The sequence below is a fragment of the Streptococcus sp. FSL L8-0526 genome (assembly GCF_038007145.1).
GTDB lineage: Bacteria > Bacillota > Bacilli > Lactobacillales > Streptococcaceae > Streptococcus > Streptococcus thermophilus.
This window is the reverse complement of sequence record NZ_JBBOWP010000001.1, coordinates 754,749-772,227: the sequence shown is the minus strand read 5'-3', so window position 1 is coordinate 772,227 and position 17,479 is coordinate 754,749. Positions and strand designations below refer to the sequence as shown.

Below are 17,479 nucleotides of genomic sequence, written 5' to 3'. Positions count from 1 at the left end.
TTTTAATTCTTACTTATCATCCTTGTTACGGATAACAAAGCCATTTTTCTTTTCGCTTGAAGCACGGTGTGGGCGTTTGTTGCCACCATTTTCGAAGTCACGACTGTTCTTCTTAGACTTGCGTTTGAAGTCTCGACGGCCACCGTCTCGATCATCACGGTTACGGTCGCCACGGTATCCACCACGACGGTTGTTATCGCGCCCACGGTTACCACGGCCACCTTTGCCAACAAAGTTACCACCTGATGGTTTAAATGGCAATGGTTTTTCCCGCGCAATTTCCACTTCTGGCATTGTCTCTGGATCTTGAACTGTCAAGCTCAAGATATAAAGCGCCAATTCTTCAGGTGTGAATTCTTGAGCCAATTTAACAGCATCGTCCTTAAACTTGTCAAAGTTAGCACGGATAGCTTCATCCGCAAAGTCACGTTCAATTTTCTTAAGGGCAACTTTCTTCTTAGATTGGAAGGCTTCTTGAGCTGTTGGTGACTTAAGGCCTTTCATGCGTTTCTTAGTCAAATTTTCGATGATGCTCAAATAACCCATTTCGTTTGGAGAAACGAACGTAATCGATTGACCTGATTGACCTGCACGGCCTGTACGTCCAATACGGTGAACGTAGCTTTCTGGGTCTTGTGGAATATCGTAGTTGTAGACGTGAGTAACACCTGAAATGTCAAGACCACGCGCCGCAACGTCTGTCGCAACCAAGATATCGATTTGGCCGTTCTTGAAGTCACGGATAATACGAAGACGTTTGTTTTGGTCAAGGTCTCCGTGGATACCTTCTGCACGGGAACCACGAAGTTTCAAACCACGTGTCAACTCGTCCACACGACGTTTGGTACGTCCAAAGACGATTGACAATTCAGGTTGGTCAACATCCATAAGACGAGTCATTGTATCAAACTTCTCTTGTTCCTTCACTCGGATAAAGTATTGATCAACGTTAACATTGGTCAATTCCTTAGCCTTGATTTTCACATGCTCAGGATCTTCCATGAAATGAACACCAATACGTTTGATGGCATCAGGCATAGTTGCTGAGAAGAGAAGGGTTTGACGTTTCTCTGGTACTCGACTGATAATTGCTTCAATGTCTTCTAGGAAGCCCATGTTAAGCATTTCATCAGCTTCATCCAAAATCAAAGTCTCGATATTGTTAAGTTTAAGGGCTTTACGTTTGATAAGGTCTAGGAGACGACCTGGTGTCCCTACTACAATGTGGGCACCTGAACGTAGGGCCTTGATTTGTTTCTCGATGCTAGAACCACCGTATACTGAGCGAACCTTAACGCCCTTATCACGGCCAAAACGGAAAAGCTCTTCTTGAGATTGCACTGCCAACTCACGTGTTGGGGCAATAACAAGGGCTTGAATTGTATTTTCTTCTGTACGAATTTTATCTAGAGTAGGCAAACCAAAGGCAGCTGTTTTACCAGTACCAGTTTGTGCCTGACCGATGACATCCTTACCTTCAAGAGCAAGTGGAATTGTCAACTCTTGGATAGGTGATGGTTGTTCAAAACCGGCAGCTACAACAGCTGATTGGATGTCTTCTGATAGGTTTAAATCTGTAAATTTCAAAGTATTCTTCTTTCTATTGAAGGTAGTGCGAAGCTACCTTATGAGACTTGGATGAGCAGATAAAGCATCTGCTTGTATTTTACAGTCGTTAATTAACAACTTATCTATTCTACCATATTTAAGGATAAAAAGACAGAAAATAATGTTTTAAAACCGCCTCCAATTTAAGAAAGCGGTTTCACTCACTGATTATTTTTTATGAACCAACCAACGCAGATAGCGGGCCAAGACCAAACAAAGAATGATACTACCAAAAATGATGAAAATCCAGGCTGGACTGACAGTCATAAAAGGTATAGGAACATTCATCCCAAAGAAACCGGTAATGACGGAAAGAACTCCCAAGAGTACCTCGATAATAGTCAAATTACTCAAGTTATCATTCAGATTGTTGTTTAGGATATTATTATAAGAACCTGATAGTTGTTGTAAGACCTTTGAAATAAGATCCGTCATGGCAACCAACTGCCTGGCTTCAATCATAGCATCATCAAACTGCTCTTTTTCGACCTCATTGAAACGACGATAAATGGCATGCCCATTAATGTGTTCCAAAAGGAGATGGTTTTGTTTAGCTGCAGTCACCAAATAGACCATGCCTATTTCCAAATCTGAAAGATCGTAAAGATTCTTACTTGTCGTGGTCTGCCTTAGGCGTCGACTAACTTCATCTTTTTGCTGATCCAAGCGTTCAATAACGGGATAATAAGCATTTGAAATCATCTCAAGTCCTGCAAAAAGCAACTTGTAGATAGACAAATCCTCATGGTTATCCACATAGTCTTGCATCTTTCTTATCACATAAGCGTTATCCTCGTTACTAATGGTCACCAAACGCGTATCTTGTACAATAAAAGTCAGAGGGATAGTTTCATAGTATTCCTTCTCCTTTTCAAGCGCCAGAACATTATAGATAAAGGTAATTGTCCCATTCTCACGGTTGTAATCCATGTGGGCTCGTTCATTTTTATCCAAGGCATACTCTACGGTTTCTTGGTCAATATCGTACTTAGTATAAAGGTAGGATTGCTCAGATATAATGTCTGAGTCAATATTAATCCAGTGACGCTTGTAACCAAGTTCCTTTTCAATAAACATAGTCAATTCCTCTTCATTCTAGCACTGCTGTTGCTAAAGCTTGCTGAATTTCAAAGACATTATTATCGCTCTTAAATTGAAGCACTTCTGCGGGCTCAAGTGCTGATGAAATCCAAATCTTAAGTTCAGCATCTAGGTCAAAGTTCCCCGAGCTTTCTACAGTGAAACGAGAGATTGAGTGATAAGGGATAGATTTGTAGGAAGTCTTCTTTCCTGTAACACCTTGCTTATCCACTAAAATCAAGCGTTTCTCTGTAAAGACAATCAAGTCACGAACAAGGACATAGGCTAAGTCCACCTGTTCACCTGGAATCAAGATATTCTCCAATTGACGCTCAACCTTGTCATTATCTTTCTTAGATGCATTGCCAAGCAATCCTAAAAAAATTCCCATAGTTGTTGCTCCTTTTTTACTTTAAAGATAGTTCTTGCTTTGACTATACCACATTTTAAGATTTAATACACTTGCAGAAATTGGTTTCTGGTAGTACAATAAAAGAGTCACAAGAGGAGCAATTGCTGAGAATGGCTAGCTTGAATCTTTTCTTCAAGACTTGCCTAAACTCTTACCACCTGATCAGGTTAGAACCTGCGTAGGGATGTGTCTCAAAATAGATTGAAATAGACTTCTATGACGTCGTTTTGATGTGGCAAAAAAATAGCCAATCAAGACGATTGGTATAGGAGGTTTTTTTATGTCGAAAACGAGTATTCGACCAATGATTGATATCGCCCTTTTGGCGACCATTGCTTATATCCTGGGCCTAGTTACCCAGCCAATGTCCCTAGGCCCTTGGATTTCCCTTTCCTTTAAAATGGTGCCTATCTTTCTCCTCAGTTTTCGCTGGGGGCTTAAAGCCGGTGTTATGGGAGGCCTTATCTGGGGGCTTCTCCAAGTGGTGACAGGACAAGCAGCCGGTGGTTGGCTAACATTAACACAAGGTTTTCTGGAGTATTTTGTCGCCTTTAGCCTTATTGGGATTAGTGGTGTGGTCAAACCAGCCCTAGATAAAGCCATTAAACAAGGCTATAAAGTTAAATCTCTGATGTATATCACTGGGGGGATTCTGCTTGGTAGCTTTGCTCGTTACCTCATCCACTTTATAGCTGGTGTCATCTTTTGGGGAAGCTATGCTCCTAAAGGACAAAGCCCTTATCTTTATTCATTCATTGTCAATAGCTCATCTTTTCTAGGAGAAACATTGGCAAGCCTTATTGTTTTCTTCGCCCTGCAACGATTCCTAGGCAGATTACTCAATACGGAAAAATAAAAGAAACCATAGGACAGTCTTAATTGGTAATCCTATGGTTTCTTTTATTTTTATGAAATATTACGACACGACGTCAGACGAATCATATTAATTCGTCTGACGCAGTTAGTGAGACGGCTAGCTAGACACAAGATAGTGACTCGCGTCAAAAGATGAACGATTTGCAAAAACTAAATAGTCATCGTGTTACGACATGAGAAAACGGAAACGATGTTTTCCCCGTTTTCGAGTTAGTAAGGGACTTAGCCACGGTCCCATAGGACGTGGTGTAGATTACTTAGGCTATGAAATAGCCAAGCAATCTTAGTACATTACATCTTCTCTTCCAATTTTACATCTGGGTATTTATCCGCAAACCAACGAAGGGCAAAGTCATTTTCAAAGAGGAAGACTGGTTGGTCAAAGCGATCTTTGGCCAAGATGTTTCGGCTTGATGACATGCGTTCGTCAAGATCCTCAGGTTGAATCCAACGTACGGTCTTTTTACCCATTGGTGTCATGACGACTTCGGCATTGTATTCATTTTCCATACGGTGCTTGAAGACTTCAAACTGAAGTTGACCAACAGCACCAAGCATGTATTCGCCAGTTTGGTAGTTGGTGTAGAGCTGGATGGCTCCTTCTTGCACCAATTGTTCAATTCCCTTGTGGAAAGACTTCTGTTTCATAACGTTTTTAGCAGAAACTTTCATGAACAACTCGGGCGTAAAGGTTGGTAGTGGCTCAAATTCAAATTTATTTTTTCCTACAGTAAGGGTATCACCAACCTGGTAAGTTCCTGTATCGTAAACCCCGATAATATCTCCAGCCACAGCATTTTCGACATTTTCACGGGACTCGGCCATAAACTGAGTGACGTTAGAGAGCTTAGTTCCTTTACCTGTACGGGTTAGGTTAACACTCATACCACGCTCGAATTCGCCAGACACGATACGAACAAAGGCAATACGGTCACGGTGACGTGGGTCCATATTAGCTTGGATTTTAAAAACAAAACCTGAGAAATCCTTGTTAAGAGGATCAATCTCATCACCATCTACTGTCTTATGGCCATGTGGTTCTGGCGCGAATTTGAGGAAGGTATCGAGGAAGGTTTGAACCCCAAAGTTTGTAAGGGCAGAACCGAAGAAGACCGGAGTCAATTCACCAGCTAAAATAGCTTCTTCAGAGAATTCATTTCCTGCTTCTGTCAAGAGTTCGATATCTTCTTTAGCTTGCTCATAGAATGGATTGTTGGCAAATAGAGTATCACCATCTTCAATCTTGGCAAAACGCTCGTTACCCTTGTAAAGCTCTAAGCGTTCATTATAAAGGTCATAAAGACCTTCGAAGGCTTTCCCCATACCGATAGGCCAGTTCATTGGGTAACTGGCAATACCAAGCACTTCTTCCAACTCTTCCAAGAGGTCAAGTGGCTCACGTCCATCACGGTCCAATTTGTTCATGAAGGTGAAGACAGGAATACCACGGTGTTTGACAACTTCGAAAAGTTTTTTGGTTTGGGCCTCAATACCTTTGGCTGAGTCAACGACCATTACGGCAGCATCAACCGCCATAAGAGTACGGTAGGTATCTTCTGAGAAGTCCTCGTGCCCTGGGGTATCAAGGATATTGACACGTTTGCCGGCATAGTCAAACTGCATCACAGATGAGGTTACTGAGATACCACGTTGTTTCTCAATATCCATCCAGTCTGATTTGGCAAAATTTCCGGTCTTCTTACCTTTTACGGTACCAGCTTCACGGATTTCACCCCCAAAGTAAAGCAATTGTTCAGTGATTGTTGTTTTACCAGCATCAGGGTGAGAGATGATGGCAAAAGTACGGCGTTTTTTGATTTCGTCTCGAATGCTCATAGTTTTCTTTCTTCTTTAAAAATAATCTTTTTGATACTTTTCCTTAGTGGTATCGAACGTTAGCAGCTTCCTTAGGAATCGCAAAACTTCTACGTTCCATAGCTACTGACAGTAATAGGTTTTAACCAGATTGAAAAGTAAGATAGTTGTAGCACTTCTTTCAGAAAATTTCTGTCTTTTAAAAGCTACATTTGTTGTCGAGGCTTGCGATAATTCTCGGAGGCACAGCTCTTTTATTATATCCAAATTACAGTGTGAAAGCAATTTTGAAAGCGTTTTGTATTAGAATAAAACAAATAAAATGACAAAACATGCTATTAGCTTTCTGATGGCGTGTTTCTTCATTTATTCAATACTTATCTTCAAAATATTCCAGACTCTTTTTCATAATTATCATAAGAATAATCAAAGTTCCTGAAACAGCAAGCTATTTGACAACTAAGGGGGGTCCCATAATAAATGGCGTGTGTTTAAGCATCCCATAGTTTCCACCGATGGTCTGATTAACTATTACCAGACCTAGATTTAGTAGGAAGGTAGACACCACAATCAGTCCTAGACTGATGGGATGGGTTTTATAACTGTTAAAAATGACATTCAGGCTATTGACAAGTAGGGCATAGTGACCAATTAGGAAAGAAAATCCTGTGATATGAGGAAACTCATAGGGATCAAATACTGGGTAAATCAATGCACAGTAGGTTCCGACGACTCCCATAATAGCGAAGTAAGTCTTTGTCCTACTATTTTTCAAGAGGAGAACAGCAAACATGGCCATACGGCAATGGTAAAAGGGCAGACTAATAAAAAGAGGAAAGCCTTGCCAGAGGTACCAGGTGTAGAGGGCAAAGAGTTGAATGGCTTGAATAGTGATAAAGGTCCAACGCCATACATTATTGTTATGCCAAAGCCAACTCAGGTAACTCAAGAGTACCATCGCCAAGAGCATAAGCAAATAATAGGGCAGAGGTATATGGGGGGATGAGTTGGGGTCATTGTCAAAAAATCCTTCATTCTCTTCTCCTGATGAAATTGCTATGCCTGCTATTATATCAAATTTCAGGGTAAATCAAAAACCTGCTTTAGAGAGCAGGTTAGAGAACTTAATCCTTAGCTTGGAGTTCTTGCACAACCTTGGCTAGGTTCATAGAGTTAGAGCCCTTAAGCAAGATTTGATCGTGTTCGCCTAGACTTTCATTGATTTGTTTGACCATAGCATCAAATTGGTCTTCATCAGATGTCTTCTTGAAATAATAAACATGACCAAGTGGGAACATTTGACTGGCAAGTTGTGACAATTCTGCAATGTCTTCACCATAGAAAATCACCGTATCAATAACATCTGGTGTCAGGCTTAAAATCATCTGTGTATGAAGTTGTACAGACTGTTCACCGAGTTCTTTCATATCAGCTAGGACAGCGATTTTCTTGCCTCCTTCATTCTTAGGAATGGCTGAGAAGGTCTCCAAAACGAGCTTCATAGCTGTTGGATTGGCATTGTAGACGTCAGAAAGAATATCCGCTCCATTAGCTGCTTTTTTCCATTCGGTACGGTTTTTTGTGAGTTGCAAGTTAGCAAGAGCTGAGAGGATATTTTCCTCAGTTACACCCAAATGTTTTGCGACATAGGCAGCAACCATGGCATTTGTGGCATTGTATTTTCCAGTGACTGGCAAGGTAACTTGTCCGTCTAGGAACTTTGTTGAAAAGGTAAGATGATCCTTGTATTCCGTCAACTCAGAGACTGTAAGCTCTGCACCATCTCCAAAGCGTACCACTTCAAGATTGCTTGGCAAGAAAGGATCAACGATTGGATCACATGGCACAAGCAAGAGACTACCATCAGGCATACCGTCTTGCATTTGCATTTTACCTTGAGCAATCTTGTCACGGCTACCGAAGAATTCCAAGTGAGCCTCTCCGATTAAGGTAACAACGGCTGTTTTTGGCTTAGCCAAGTTTGACAAGAGATGAATATCTCCCATATGGTCTTGTCCCATCTCAAGGACGATTTTCTCCGTATCATCAGGCATGTGGAGGGCTGTATAAGGAAGACCAATCTCATTGTTGTAATTGCCTTGTGTCTTGTAAGTGCGGTAGGTCGTTGCCAAAATGTCATGAATCATGTCCTTGGTGGTTGTCTTACCGTTAGAACCAGTCACAGCAATAACATCAACACCAGTCTTTTCAAGATAGTAGGCAGCTAGTTCTTGGAAGGCTTCAAGAGTGTCATCGACTAGGATGTGGGCTTGATCAGCCGGTAATTCTTTTTCTGTGAATGTCGCTAGAGCACCGTTGTCAAAGGCTGTTTGGATAAAATCATGCCCATCACGCGCACCTTTGAGCGGCACAAAGAGATCCCCCGCTGTGATCTTACGGCTGTCAAATTCAATCTGGTTTAGGGCGACATCTTCATAGGCAGTGACATCATTTTTAGCACCAACAACCTTGGCAATTTCATGGAGTGTCAGTTTCATCTTAAAATCCTCTATTATATTTTTTACAAGTCTGACAAGAAATAAGATTTTCTTGACTTCAATCACTCCCAATTATATCACAAATCGGGCTAGCTTTTGCTTGGGAAATGAATTTGTTACAATGGTTGATGAAAGGATTAGTCATGACAAAGAAAAAGATCAATCAGTTCCTCTAACAAAGAGAAAGACAGAAGAAGTGACTGCCAAAGCATTGAAGAACCTAAAAGCTGGCGCTTTAATTGGAGAATGGTAGTTCTACTAGAGCCAACATCTGAATTGATTATCTTAGGGATACTAGCACTGCTTTATGGTGGTTTTTATTATTACAAGCACTATACGGTCAATGAAAGTATTATCTACGGACTTTGGCAATCCGAAAACCACACGCTAGCCATTTCCTATGAACACATCCGTAGACATGGTGATACGAATTGGCAAGTCGTCCAGGATGGCAAAACGATAATCAATGTTGCAAATACTCGTACTATCAAAAAAATGAATGACGGAACACTCCATATTGAGGTCTATGCTCCAGAAAATATCCTCTCAAAACTTCCTCAAAAAGGCGGTTACAATTACTTGGAAATGTATGTACGAAAAGGGAATCTCCTAACTTATGATGGCGAGTCCTACAAGCGTATCAATTCTGGAAACAAGACTATCACCTGGAAAGATGGTTCCACCAGCCCTTATGGTGAACGGAAAACCAACCTATCTACAATTGTTCAAACTATCTATCGTGGAATTCTGGGACTGGGCTTCTTTCTTGTTATTTTAGAGGCTCGGCAAAAGAGGAGAGAAAAACTCAATGAGACACCAAACAAACAGAAAATACGCTGACCGAAAGAAACTCAATCGAAAGTATCACTCACAAAAAGCATATCGAAAAGAAAAAAAGTAAAACGGGATGGCGAGCACGCTGGGATAAATTTACAGACCGTCTAGTCAATGTGTTTATGATATGTTTCCTCTCATGATACCGATTTTCATCGTCTATATGATTTTCTTTGACGATGGGGTTTCTAAAGATGGTATCTACGGTCTGTGGCAATCTGAAAATCATCAGCTTGCCATATCCTACGAAAGAGCTCATAGGTCCGGCAAGGTCGATTGGGATATTGTTCAAGATGGACATGTCCTTATTAAAGATGCACGCGTTGATGATATTAAACACTTAGAGGATGGGACCCTCTACATTGAAGTTTATGCCAAGGAAAGTCTGTTTTCAGACCTTTCCACAAAGCACGGCTATAACTATTTGAATATGTATGTACGGAAAGATCATTATTTGACTTATAATGATGAGTCCTACAAAAGGATTGATGATAGGGACAAAACCATGACTTGGAAAGATGGCTCTACCTCGGTCTATGGTGAACGCAAAACTTTTTTTGATTATATTGACTCTTTTCTTTTTTGAGGAATGGTGGGGGCCGCTTTCTTGTCAACTATTGTCATTGGGTGGAGAAACATAAAAAGCAAAAAGATGAGAAAAAATCACCCTAAAACAAGTAAAACCACTCCTGCTTCTAGCCAGACTAAATAGCCACGGAGTGGTTGTTTATTTTTATTAAGCAAGACTTACCTCTCTAAGAGGGTGTCGGTCTTATTTCACTTGGCCACCTTCAACAACGAGGTCATCAGCTTTAGCAGCATCACCGTAAGTTGGGTGAAGTGTTTTTTCATAATCTTTGTGGAAGAAATTCTCTTCGCCAAGTTTCTTAATGTCTTTATTGATAAAGTCAAGGAGTTCTTTGTTACCTTTTTGAACGGCTGGAGCGATAGTATCTGGGTCACCAAGTGATGTGATTCCGACTTCATAGCCTTTGTTTTCTAGAGCCCAAGCAAGAACTTCTGTATTATCTGTTGAGAAGGCATCACCACGACCATCAAGGAGTGCTTGGTAGGCATCGCTATATTGATCATACTTTTGCAATTTGATATTTGGGTAGTTCTTTTCAAAATAAGTTTCAGCAGTTGTCCCCTTAGTAACAATCAAGGTCTTGCCTTCAAGCTCTTTAACGTCCTTGATGACCTTGTCTTTAGGTGACACTACACCGATTGAGACTTTCATGTAAGGAAGGGCGAAGTCCACTTGTTTCTTACGTTCATCAGTTACTGTAAAGTTGGCAAGCGTAATATCTACCTTGTTTGAAATCAAGAATTCTGCACGGTTGGCCGCATCTACTGAGACGTATTTCGGTTTAACACCCAAGTCTTTGGCCAAACGGTTACCAAGTTCAATATCGTAACCTTGGTAAGCACCCTTGTTATCTACATAACCGAAAGGTTTCTTGTCCGCAAAGACGGCGATACGAAGCTCACCACTCTTCTTAATTTCTTCAATAGTACGTGCTTTGGCTGTTGATTTACCAGAGCTACTGTTACTTGAGCAAGCAGTCACTGCCACCAAGGCAAAGACGAGGGCTAATAGGGCAAAAATTTTCTTTGTTAATTTCATAAATATCTCCTAAAATATTATATTTTTTACTAAAAACAATGGGTTACAAATAGGCACCAAACTGGCTGAGGTCAAAGACATTGAGAAACTCTTGAGCTCGCTGTGTCTTTGGATGATTGAAGAATTCTTCAGCAGTACCTTCCTCAGCGATGACACCCTTATCCATAAAGATAATACGGTCAGCGATGGCACGCGCAAACTGAAGTTCATGGGTTACAATCAACATGGTACATCCTTCTTGAGCCAGGTCATTGATTAATTCCAGAACCTCACGAACCATCTCAGGATCAAGTGAAGCCGTCACTTCATCAAAGAGGATAACTTCAGGATGCATGAGCAGGGAACGGACTATGGCTACCCGTTGCTTTTGACCACCTGATAGTTGTCGCGCAAAGCTGTGTTTCTTATCCAAAAGTCCCACACGGTCCAAGAGTTTCTCAGCCTCTGCAATGACTTCATTCTTGTTACGCCCTTGAGCTTTGACTGGCCCCAAAATCAGGTTTTGCAGGATATCCAAATGCGGGAAGAGGTCATAACTTTGAAAGACCATTCCGATTTTCTGACGAATCAGGTGGAAATCCTTTTTACTACCAGTGATAGACTTACCATCTAGGAGAATATCGCCTCCTTGGATAGTCTCTAAGCCATTGATACAGCGTAGCAAAGTCGATTTCCCACAACCTGAGGAACCCAGGATAACAACGACTTCACCTTGCTTAACATCTAAGGAGATGCCTTTGAGAATTTGATTGTCCCCAAAGGACTTTTTCAAATCCTTGATTTGTAAAATGCTTTCTGTCATCTTAATTCCTCCAACGATTTTCAAGATATGTAGACAGCTTAGATACTGGGTAACAAATGGCAAAATAAAGAATCAAAATTGTACCATAAATCCAGAAAGAAGCTGTTGGAATAGTCAGGCGGTTACTATCGATAATCTGCTGACCAACCTTGGTCACCTCAACCACGCCAATCAAAACCACCAAAGATGTGGTCTTAATCATCCGTGTCACCAGGTTAATAGCCTGAGGCAACAAGCGACGCAGGACTTGCGGAATAATGACATAGGTGTAGAGTTGCCCATTGATCAAGCCAAGAGCCCTTCCACTATCAAACTGGTGTCTCGGTAGCGACGTGATTGACCCACGCACTAAATCGCCCATCTCAGCCGTTCCCCAAAGGGTAAAGACGATAATAGCCGATAGCTCACCTGAGATATTGATGTTAAAGTTCCTAGCAAGACCAAAATAGACAATAAAGAGCAAGACTAATTGAGGCATGATACGAATAAATTCTAGATAAATTCGTGACAAAAACCGAACAATCTTAGACTTCGAAGTCATGACAATCCCAAAAAGAGTTCCTAGTAAAAGGGAAAGAAGAACCGAAACGATTGAAATTCCAATAGTCACGCCTAAACCTTGTAAGATACGTAGGAAATTATTCCCCTGAAGAAGAACCTGAAATCCCGAATCCTGCATATCGTAACCTCCTTTCAATCCAACTAAAGACTAGAGAAATCGGTAGCAACATCAAGAGATAAGCCACCACCAACATTCCTAGAGCCACATCAGTTTCGTAGTAAAGACCCATCAAATCTTTGGCTACATACATCAAATCCGCCAAGGCTACCGCTGAGAATACTGATGTTTCCTTAATAAGGAAAATAACGTTGGCAGTAAATGACGGAAGCGCCACAGCCACTGCCTGAGGAAGGACCACATAGTGAAAGACTTGAAACGGCGTCAAGCCAATAGATAGGCCCACTTCATGCTGGGTCTGACTAACAGCCTCTAGACCACTTCGGAAGGACTCCGCCATATAGGAACCACCCAAGAAAATCAAACCTACCACAGCACAAGCCTCTGAGGATAGAACCAAACCGATACGAGGCAAACCAAAGTAGAGAAAGAAGAGCTGAATCAAAAATGGCGTATTACGAGACAGCTCAATATAAGCCGTCGAAAGCTGACTCAAAATCGGCACTCGGTAATGACGAATAACACTCACCACCAAGCCCAAAAGAAAGGACCCAATAATCCCCATAACAGCAATATGTAAGGTTAAAAAGAATGCCTTCTGATAGAAGGGCAAATACTGTTGAACAATGGACCAGTCCAAAACTTACCTCCTCAAAACAAGATACAAAGGGCGTGTGAAATTTCATAAAGCAAATAGGAAACTGACGACGTGTGCTGGCACACTAGGAAGTTTATCCTTTGCTCTAGGAATTTAGCCTGTGTTCAATTCCACAATATACAAAGGGCGTGCAAAAATCCGTGAGCACCCACTGACATCTACTTCTGGCCCTTTGACCATCACTCGTCTCTGACGATATTTACGATAGGTGAATCTTCATCAAAAACGAACAAATTGCTTTATGTCATTTGAAACGTTAGCTTTATTCTACCACCGCTGAGTTTTTCTGGATAATATGTATTTTTTATCAAGGTGATAAAGAAAAGATATAACTACAATCTGGATTTCTATAAAGAAAAAAAACATCTCAATCTCAGAGATTTCTCCGAGACTAAGATGTCTGTCTTATAAATCATCATTCTTAAATCAAATGGCTTTCACATTTGTCGAACATTTCTTGTCCCAAGACTACCAATTCCTTGATAAGATCTGAGTAAGAGAGTCCCATATTTTCCCAAAGTAGTGGGTACATTGACCATTGAGTGAAACCTGGCATGGTGTTGAGCTCATTAAGGTAGATGGCTCCATCCTCTGTCAGGAAGAAATCACAGCGGGCAAGACCGCAACCCCCTAGAGCACGAAAGGCCTTGGCCGCGTAGGCACGCATTTGCGTCATGACTTCGACAGGCACGCGAGCTGGAATATCCATGGTAATCTTATTGTCAATGTACTTGGCTTGGTAATCATAGAAAGCCACGTCTTTGACCACTTCACCCGGATCAGTCGTTTTGACAGTCGTATTTCCAAGGATACCAACTTCGATTTCACGAGCAACTACACCTTGCTCAATCAAGATACGGCTATCATATTTGAGAGCAAGATCAATCGCTGAACGAAGCTCTGATTCATTTTCAGCTTTAGAAATCCCAACAGATGACCCCATGTTGGCTGGTTTGACAAAAACTGGAAAGGTCAATTTTTCAAGTGTCTCTGCTACTGCTGCTTCCAAATCTTCACCCTCGATGTAGACTGTGTAGGCAACCTGTGGTACTCCAGCAACTTCAAGAATACGCTTGGTCATAATCTTGTCCATAGCTACACTTGATGAAAGAACATTGGTCCCCACGTATGGCAACTTGAGGGTTTCAAGGAAACCTTGGATAGAACCATCCTCACCCATAGGACCATGAAGCACAGGGAAGACCACAGCATCTTCTTCATAGATATCGCTTGGTTTAATAACCTGACTAGCCTCAACTGTGTCATTAGTCATGAGCTTCTCATCATCACCTGGGGTTTCTATAAATTCTTGTGTTTTGATAAAATCACCAGACTGAGTGATAAAGTAGGTTTTAACCTCAAATGCGGTGTAATCTACTGCACGCATAACACTCTCAGCTGAGAGTACAGACACTTCACGTTCTGCTGAACGTCCACCATAGAGAAGGATAAGGGTTTGTTTAGACATAGGTACACCGTTTTCTTTTCTTGATTTTCTAGTCTCAGTTTAAAGAGAGAACAGTCTCCTTTTTGAGAACATAATTACCCTAATCATATCACAAAAGGAAGAGTTTTTCAAAAAGATTATGGACAGAAAAAACAGCCTAAGAGCTGTTTCATTCCTATCTTAAATTTCGTCACCAAGCTCGAACTTAGTGCCTTTTAGGGCAAGTTTGAGAGACCATTTCCAAGGTTTCCCTTCGATAGTGACTTGTTTGTTTTCGAGGTCAACTTGGACCTTGTCTACACCTTTGACAGCGGAGAGTCTTTCAGTAACGGTGTTAACACATCCTTGGCATTTCATTCCTGTGATTTTATAAGTTTTTGTCATTTTTCTTTCTTCCTTTTCTTTAATTAGTTTTCAATACACCTTAAGCGGCGGGAGTTGTAAGTAATTGACACTTAAATTTTGCAGCGCTTGAGACGCAGAGAATTAAAAACGACCGAAACAGAGCTAAAGCTCATGGCAAGTCCTGCTATCATTGGATCAAGAAGGGGACCTCCAAAGAGGTGGAGGACACCCATAGCCACTGGGATAGACAAAATATTGTAGATAAAGGCCCAAAAGAGGTTTTCTTTAATCGTTGTGATAGTCGCCTGACTAACTTTCAAAGCCTTGACCACATCCATGAGGTTGGGTTTCATAAGGACTATATCCGCACTTTCCATGGCAATTTCTGTCCCTGATCCCATGGCAATACCGATATCAGCAGTCGCAAGGGCTGGGGCATCATTGATACCATCACCAACCATGATGACTGATTTTCCTTCTACTTGGAGGTCGCTAATCACTCTAGATTTTTCTTGCGGAAGCACTTGACTGATGACACGTTTGATGCCAACCTTTTGAGCGATGGCTTGGGCTGTTTGGTCATTATCACCAGTCAACATGATGACTTCCTTGCCCATTTGATGAAGAGCCGCCACCATATCTGCACTATCTGCTTTAACCTGATCGGATACACCAAAGAGTCCGATTAAGTTGCCATCTTCAGCTAGGAATATAGGAGTTTCACCATCAGCTGTCAAGTTTTGGAAATCAGTTTGTGCTGAAGTCAAGTCGACTTTTTCCTCTTCCATAAGAGTTTGGTTCCCAGCTAGATAAGTCTTGCCTGCATAGCTGGCAGTAAGTCCTCGTCCAGTCAAACTTGAGAAATTGTCCATCTCTAACACGTCCAAGTTAGCATTTTCTGCTGCTAAAAGAATTGCTTGACCCAAGGGGTGTTCAGACTTGGCTTCCAATGATGCCAAAAGTTGTAAGGCTGCTCCACTATTGCCATAGGTATAGCTAGAAACCAACTGAGGTTTCCCTTGAGTAATGGTTCCTGTCTTGTCAAAAACGAGGACATCAGCCTTGTGAGCTAGCTCGAGCACATCCCCACGCTTGTAGAGAATACCGTGTTCAGCGCCGAGCCCTGTACCAACCATGATAGCTGTTGGTGTCGCAAGTCCCAATGCACATGGACAAGCAACGACCAAGACACTAACTGCTACAGTCATGGCAAAAGTAAAGGTTTGTCCCATGATAAAGTACCAAAAGAGGCCAGATACAAGGGCGATAGCCATGACAACAGGAACAAAGACTGCTGACACCTGATCGGCTATCTTGGCAATAGGTGCCTTGGTTTGTTGGGCATCTTCAACCAATTTAATGATTTGGGAAATCAAGGTGTCCTTACCAATCTTTTCAGCCTCATAAATCAAGCTACCTTGACCATTAATAGAACCTGCAAACACTGGTTTACCAACAGATTTTTCAATAGGGAGGGACTCACCTGTTAGCATGCTCTCATCAATCGCAGAGCTACCTGAAATCACCTGGCCATCCACGGCTATCTTTTCCCCAGGTTTGACCACGATATGGTCACCAAGAACAACCTTATCCACAGGAAGCTTAACTTCCTTACCATCCCGAAGGACGGTTGCTTCCTTGGCTGACAAGTGCATGAGTTTCTTGATAGCATCTGAAGTCCGACCTTTAGAGAGGGTTTCAAAATACTTACCTAGAGTAATCAGAGTCAAGATAACAGCTACCGACTCATAGTAAAGTTGGTGGGTGTGATGGACATACCCCAAAGAAATGAGATAAGTACCATAGAGACTATAAAGAAAAGCTGCCGATGTTGCCAAGGCTACCAAGGCATCCATGTTTGGGTGACCCTTGGCCAAGGTACGAAAACCATTACTATAGAAGGAACGACCCAACCACATAACGGGCACTGTCAAAATCAAAAGCACCAAGGCATAGGTCAAAGCTGCATGGTGGGGAGACAAGAAGTTTGACACAGGCAGACCAACCATTGGCCCCATAGCCAAATAAAAGAGAGGAATAGTGAAGACTGATGACCAAATGAGGCGCTCACGCACCTTGTGAATCTTGTCTTTTTCACGTTCTTCTTGGCTTCTGGCTGTATCTGGATTGTAGACTTGAGCTTCATAACCAGCGTCAGCCACAGCTTTTTCAATAGCTTCTGGACTAACCTTGTTCTCAGAGTAATCCACAGACATTTTTTCCGTGGTCAGATTAACCACAGCCTTGTCCACACCATCCAACTTATTCACAGCATTTTCAACATTGGCCACACAGGACGCACAAGTCATCCCATTAACCACAAAAGTTTCTTTTGCCATTTTCTAATTCACCTCCATATGATGCCCACAAGCGCATTGGCCAGGCACACAGTTACAAACCACCTGATCCACAGGTGCTTTTGCTAAAAGCAAGGCCTGCAACTTATCCACATCAGCTTGCGTCATTGGTGTCTTTGCGATGAGTTGACCCAATAAATCGCTATGTTTGGTCAAACAAATCTTGTCAAAAACAGCCTCTAAAGTCAGAAAATTCGCTTCATCTTCACCTAGGCTAGCTTGATAGATAAACCCGCGTCCTTGACGCTGACTAGTTAGGTAACCTTTATCCGCCAAACGTCCAATCAAGGTCTTAACTGTCGAAGCCGACCAGTCTAGCTTCTTAGCTAGAATCTCTATAATCTCTGAAGAAGTCGCTTGCCCCTTAGCCCAGAGCACTCGCATGACTTCCCATTCTGCAGATGAAATTGCCAGCATAATAGTTCCTTTCTGAATGCTATT

Annotated in this window: 16 protein-coding genes, 2 pseudogenes and 1 riboswitch; of the genes and pseudogenes, 4 read left to right on the top strand and 14 right to left on the bottom strand. The window is 41.8% G+C overall.

What is annotated here, in order from left to right:
- Positions 1–9 precede the first annotated feature (9 nt).
- The 3 genes from NSQ85_RS04170 to NSQ85_RS04160 form a co-directional block, all read right to left on the bottom strand.
- Positions 10–1,587 carry a DEAD/DEAH box helicase gene (locus tag NSQ85_RS04170; protein ID WP_340781209.1) on the bottom strand — a complete coding sequence of 526 codons (1,578 nt, stop codon included), beginning with the start codon at positions 1,585–1,587 and terminating at the stop codon, positions 10–12.
- A gap of 189 nt (positions 1,588–1,776) precedes the next feature.
- A complete protein-coding gene (locus NSQ85_RS04165; protein WP_340781208.1) occupies positions 1,777–2,685 on the bottom strand; it encodes a magnesium transporter CorA family protein in 909 nt (302 codons plus the stop codon).
- Positions 2,686–2,698: 13 nt separating this feature from the next.
- Positions 2,699–3,079 (bottom strand): PH domain-containing protein, encoded by a 381-nt coding sequence (locus tag NSQ85_RS04160; protein ID WP_340781206.1) that lies wholly within the window; start codon positions 3,077–3,079, stop codon positions 2,699–2,701.
- 102 nt (positions 3,080–3,181) lie between these two features.
- A riboswitch (TPP riboswitch) is annotated at positions 3,182–3,302 on the top strand.
- Positions 3,303–3,380: 78 nt separating this feature from the next.
- Between NSQ85_RS04160 and thiT the strand changes: the two genes are divergently transcribed.
- Positions 3,381–3,956: an energy-coupled thiamine transporter ThiT gene (thiT, locus tag NSQ85_RS04155; RefSeq protein WP_179972179.1), complete on the top strand. Its 576-nt coding sequence runs from the start codon at positions 3,381–3,383 to the stop codon at positions 3,954–3,956.
- A 311-nt stretch (positions 3,957–4,267) separates the two neighbouring features.
- On the opposite strand, the gene NSQ85_RS04150 is transcribed toward thiT, so the two are convergent.
- The 3 genes and pseudogenes from NSQ85_RS04150 to NSQ85_RS04140 form a co-directional block, all read right to left on the bottom strand.
- A complete protein-coding gene (locus NSQ85_RS04150; protein WP_179973929.1) occupies positions 4,268–5,812 on the bottom strand; it encodes a peptide chain release factor 3 in 1,545 nt (514 codons plus the stop codon).
- A gap of 349 nt (positions 5,813–6,161) precedes the next feature.
- Positions 6,162–6,826: pseudogene (locus NSQ85_RS04145) on the bottom strand (YwaF family protein).
- Between the two features lie 89 nt (positions 6,827–6,915).
- The gene (locus NSQ85_RS04140; protein WP_179973930.1) at positions 6,916–8,289 is read right to left on the bottom strand and encodes a UDP-N-acetylmuramoyl-tripeptide--D-alanyl-D-alanine ligase; all 1,374 of its coding nucleotides are present in this window, start codon (positions 8,287–8,289) and stop codon (positions 6,916–6,918) included.
- Between the two features lie 121 nt (positions 8,290–8,410).
- Here NSQ85_RS04140 and NSQ85_RS04135 point away from each other — a divergent pair, with 121 nt between their 5' ends.
- The 3 genes and pseudogenes from NSQ85_RS04135 to NSQ85_RS04125 all read left to right on the top strand — a co-directional run bounded on the left by NSQ85_RS04135 (position 8,411) and on the right by NSQ85_RS04125 (position 9,835).
- On the top strand, positions 8,411–8,542 hold the full coding sequence (locus tag NSQ85_RS04135; RefSeq protein ID WP_269473449.1) for a hypothetical protein: 132 nt from the start codon (positions 8,411–8,413) through the stop codon (positions 8,540–8,542).
- On the top strand, positions 8,536–9,129 hold the full coding sequence (locus NSQ85_RS04130) for a hypothetical protein (RefSeq protein WP_179972182.1): 594 nt from the start codon (positions 8,536–8,538) through the stop codon (positions 9,127–9,129). Before NSQ85_RS04135 ends, NSQ85_RS04130 begins: the two co-directional genes overlap by 7 nt.
- Positions 9,098–9,835 (top strand): annotated as a pseudogene (locus NSQ85_RS04125) (hypothetical protein). Before NSQ85_RS04130 ends, NSQ85_RS04125 begins: the two are co-directional and overlap by 32 nt.
- A 60-nt stretch (positions 9,836–9,895) precedes the next feature.
- Here the strand turns inward: NSQ85_RS04125 and NSQ85_RS04120 are convergent.
- From NSQ85_RS04120 to NSQ85_RS04085, 8 genes are all read right to left on the bottom strand, one after another.
- Positions 9,896–10,750, bottom strand: a complete 855-nt coding sequence (locus NSQ85_RS04120; protein WP_004197296.1) for a cysteine ABC transporter substrate-binding protein — start codon at positions 10,748–10,750, stop codon at positions 9,896–9,898.
- Positions 10,751–10,793: 43 nt separating this feature from the next.
- The gene (locus NSQ85_RS04115) at positions 10,794–11,552 is read right to left on the bottom strand and encodes an amino acid ABC transporter ATP-binding protein (RefSeq protein ID WP_179973931.1); all 759 of its coding nucleotides are present in this window, start codon (positions 11,550–11,552) and stop codon (positions 10,794–10,796) included.
- A 1-nt stretch (position 11,553) separates the two neighbouring features.
- Positions 11,554–12,231: an amino acid ABC transporter permease gene (locus NSQ85_RS04110; RefSeq protein WP_179973932.1), complete on the bottom strand. Its 678-nt coding sequence runs from the start codon at positions 12,229–12,231 to the stop codon at positions 11,554–11,556.
- The gene (locus tag NSQ85_RS04105) at positions 12,191–12,871 is read right to left on the bottom strand and encodes an amino acid ABC transporter permease (RefSeq protein WP_084826107.1); all 681 of its coding nucleotides are present in this window, start codon (positions 12,869–12,871) and stop codon (positions 12,191–12,193) included. Before NSQ85_RS04105 ends, NSQ85_RS04110 begins: the two co-directional genes overlap by 41 nt.
- Before the next feature lie 439 nt (positions 12,872–13,310).
- Positions 13,311–14,357, bottom strand: a complete 1,047-nt coding sequence (locus NSQ85_RS04100) for a D-alanine--D-alanine ligase (RefSeq protein ID WP_084826108.1) — start codon at positions 14,355–14,357, stop codon at positions 13,311–13,313.
- A 159-nt stretch (positions 14,358–14,516) separates the two neighbouring features.
- Positions 14,517–14,720, bottom strand: coding sequence for a heavy-metal-associated domain-containing protein (locus tag NSQ85_RS04095; RefSeq protein WP_084826109.1), 204 nt, complete (start codon positions 14,718–14,720; stop codon positions 14,517–14,519).
- A 71-nt stretch (positions 14,721–14,791) separates the two neighbouring features.
- Positions 14,792–17,020, bottom strand: a complete 2,229-nt coding sequence (locus NSQ85_RS04090) for a heavy metal translocating P-type ATPase (RefSeq protein WP_340781204.1) — start codon at positions 17,018–17,020, stop codon at positions 14,792–14,794.
- Between the two features lie 3 nt (positions 17,021–17,023).
- Positions 17,024–17,455 (bottom strand): CopY/TcrY family copper transport repressor, encoded by a 432-nt coding sequence (locus tag NSQ85_RS04085; protein WP_179973934.1) that lies wholly within the window; start codon positions 17,453–17,455, stop codon positions 17,024–17,026.
- Positions 17,456–17,479 lie beyond the last annotated feature (24 nt).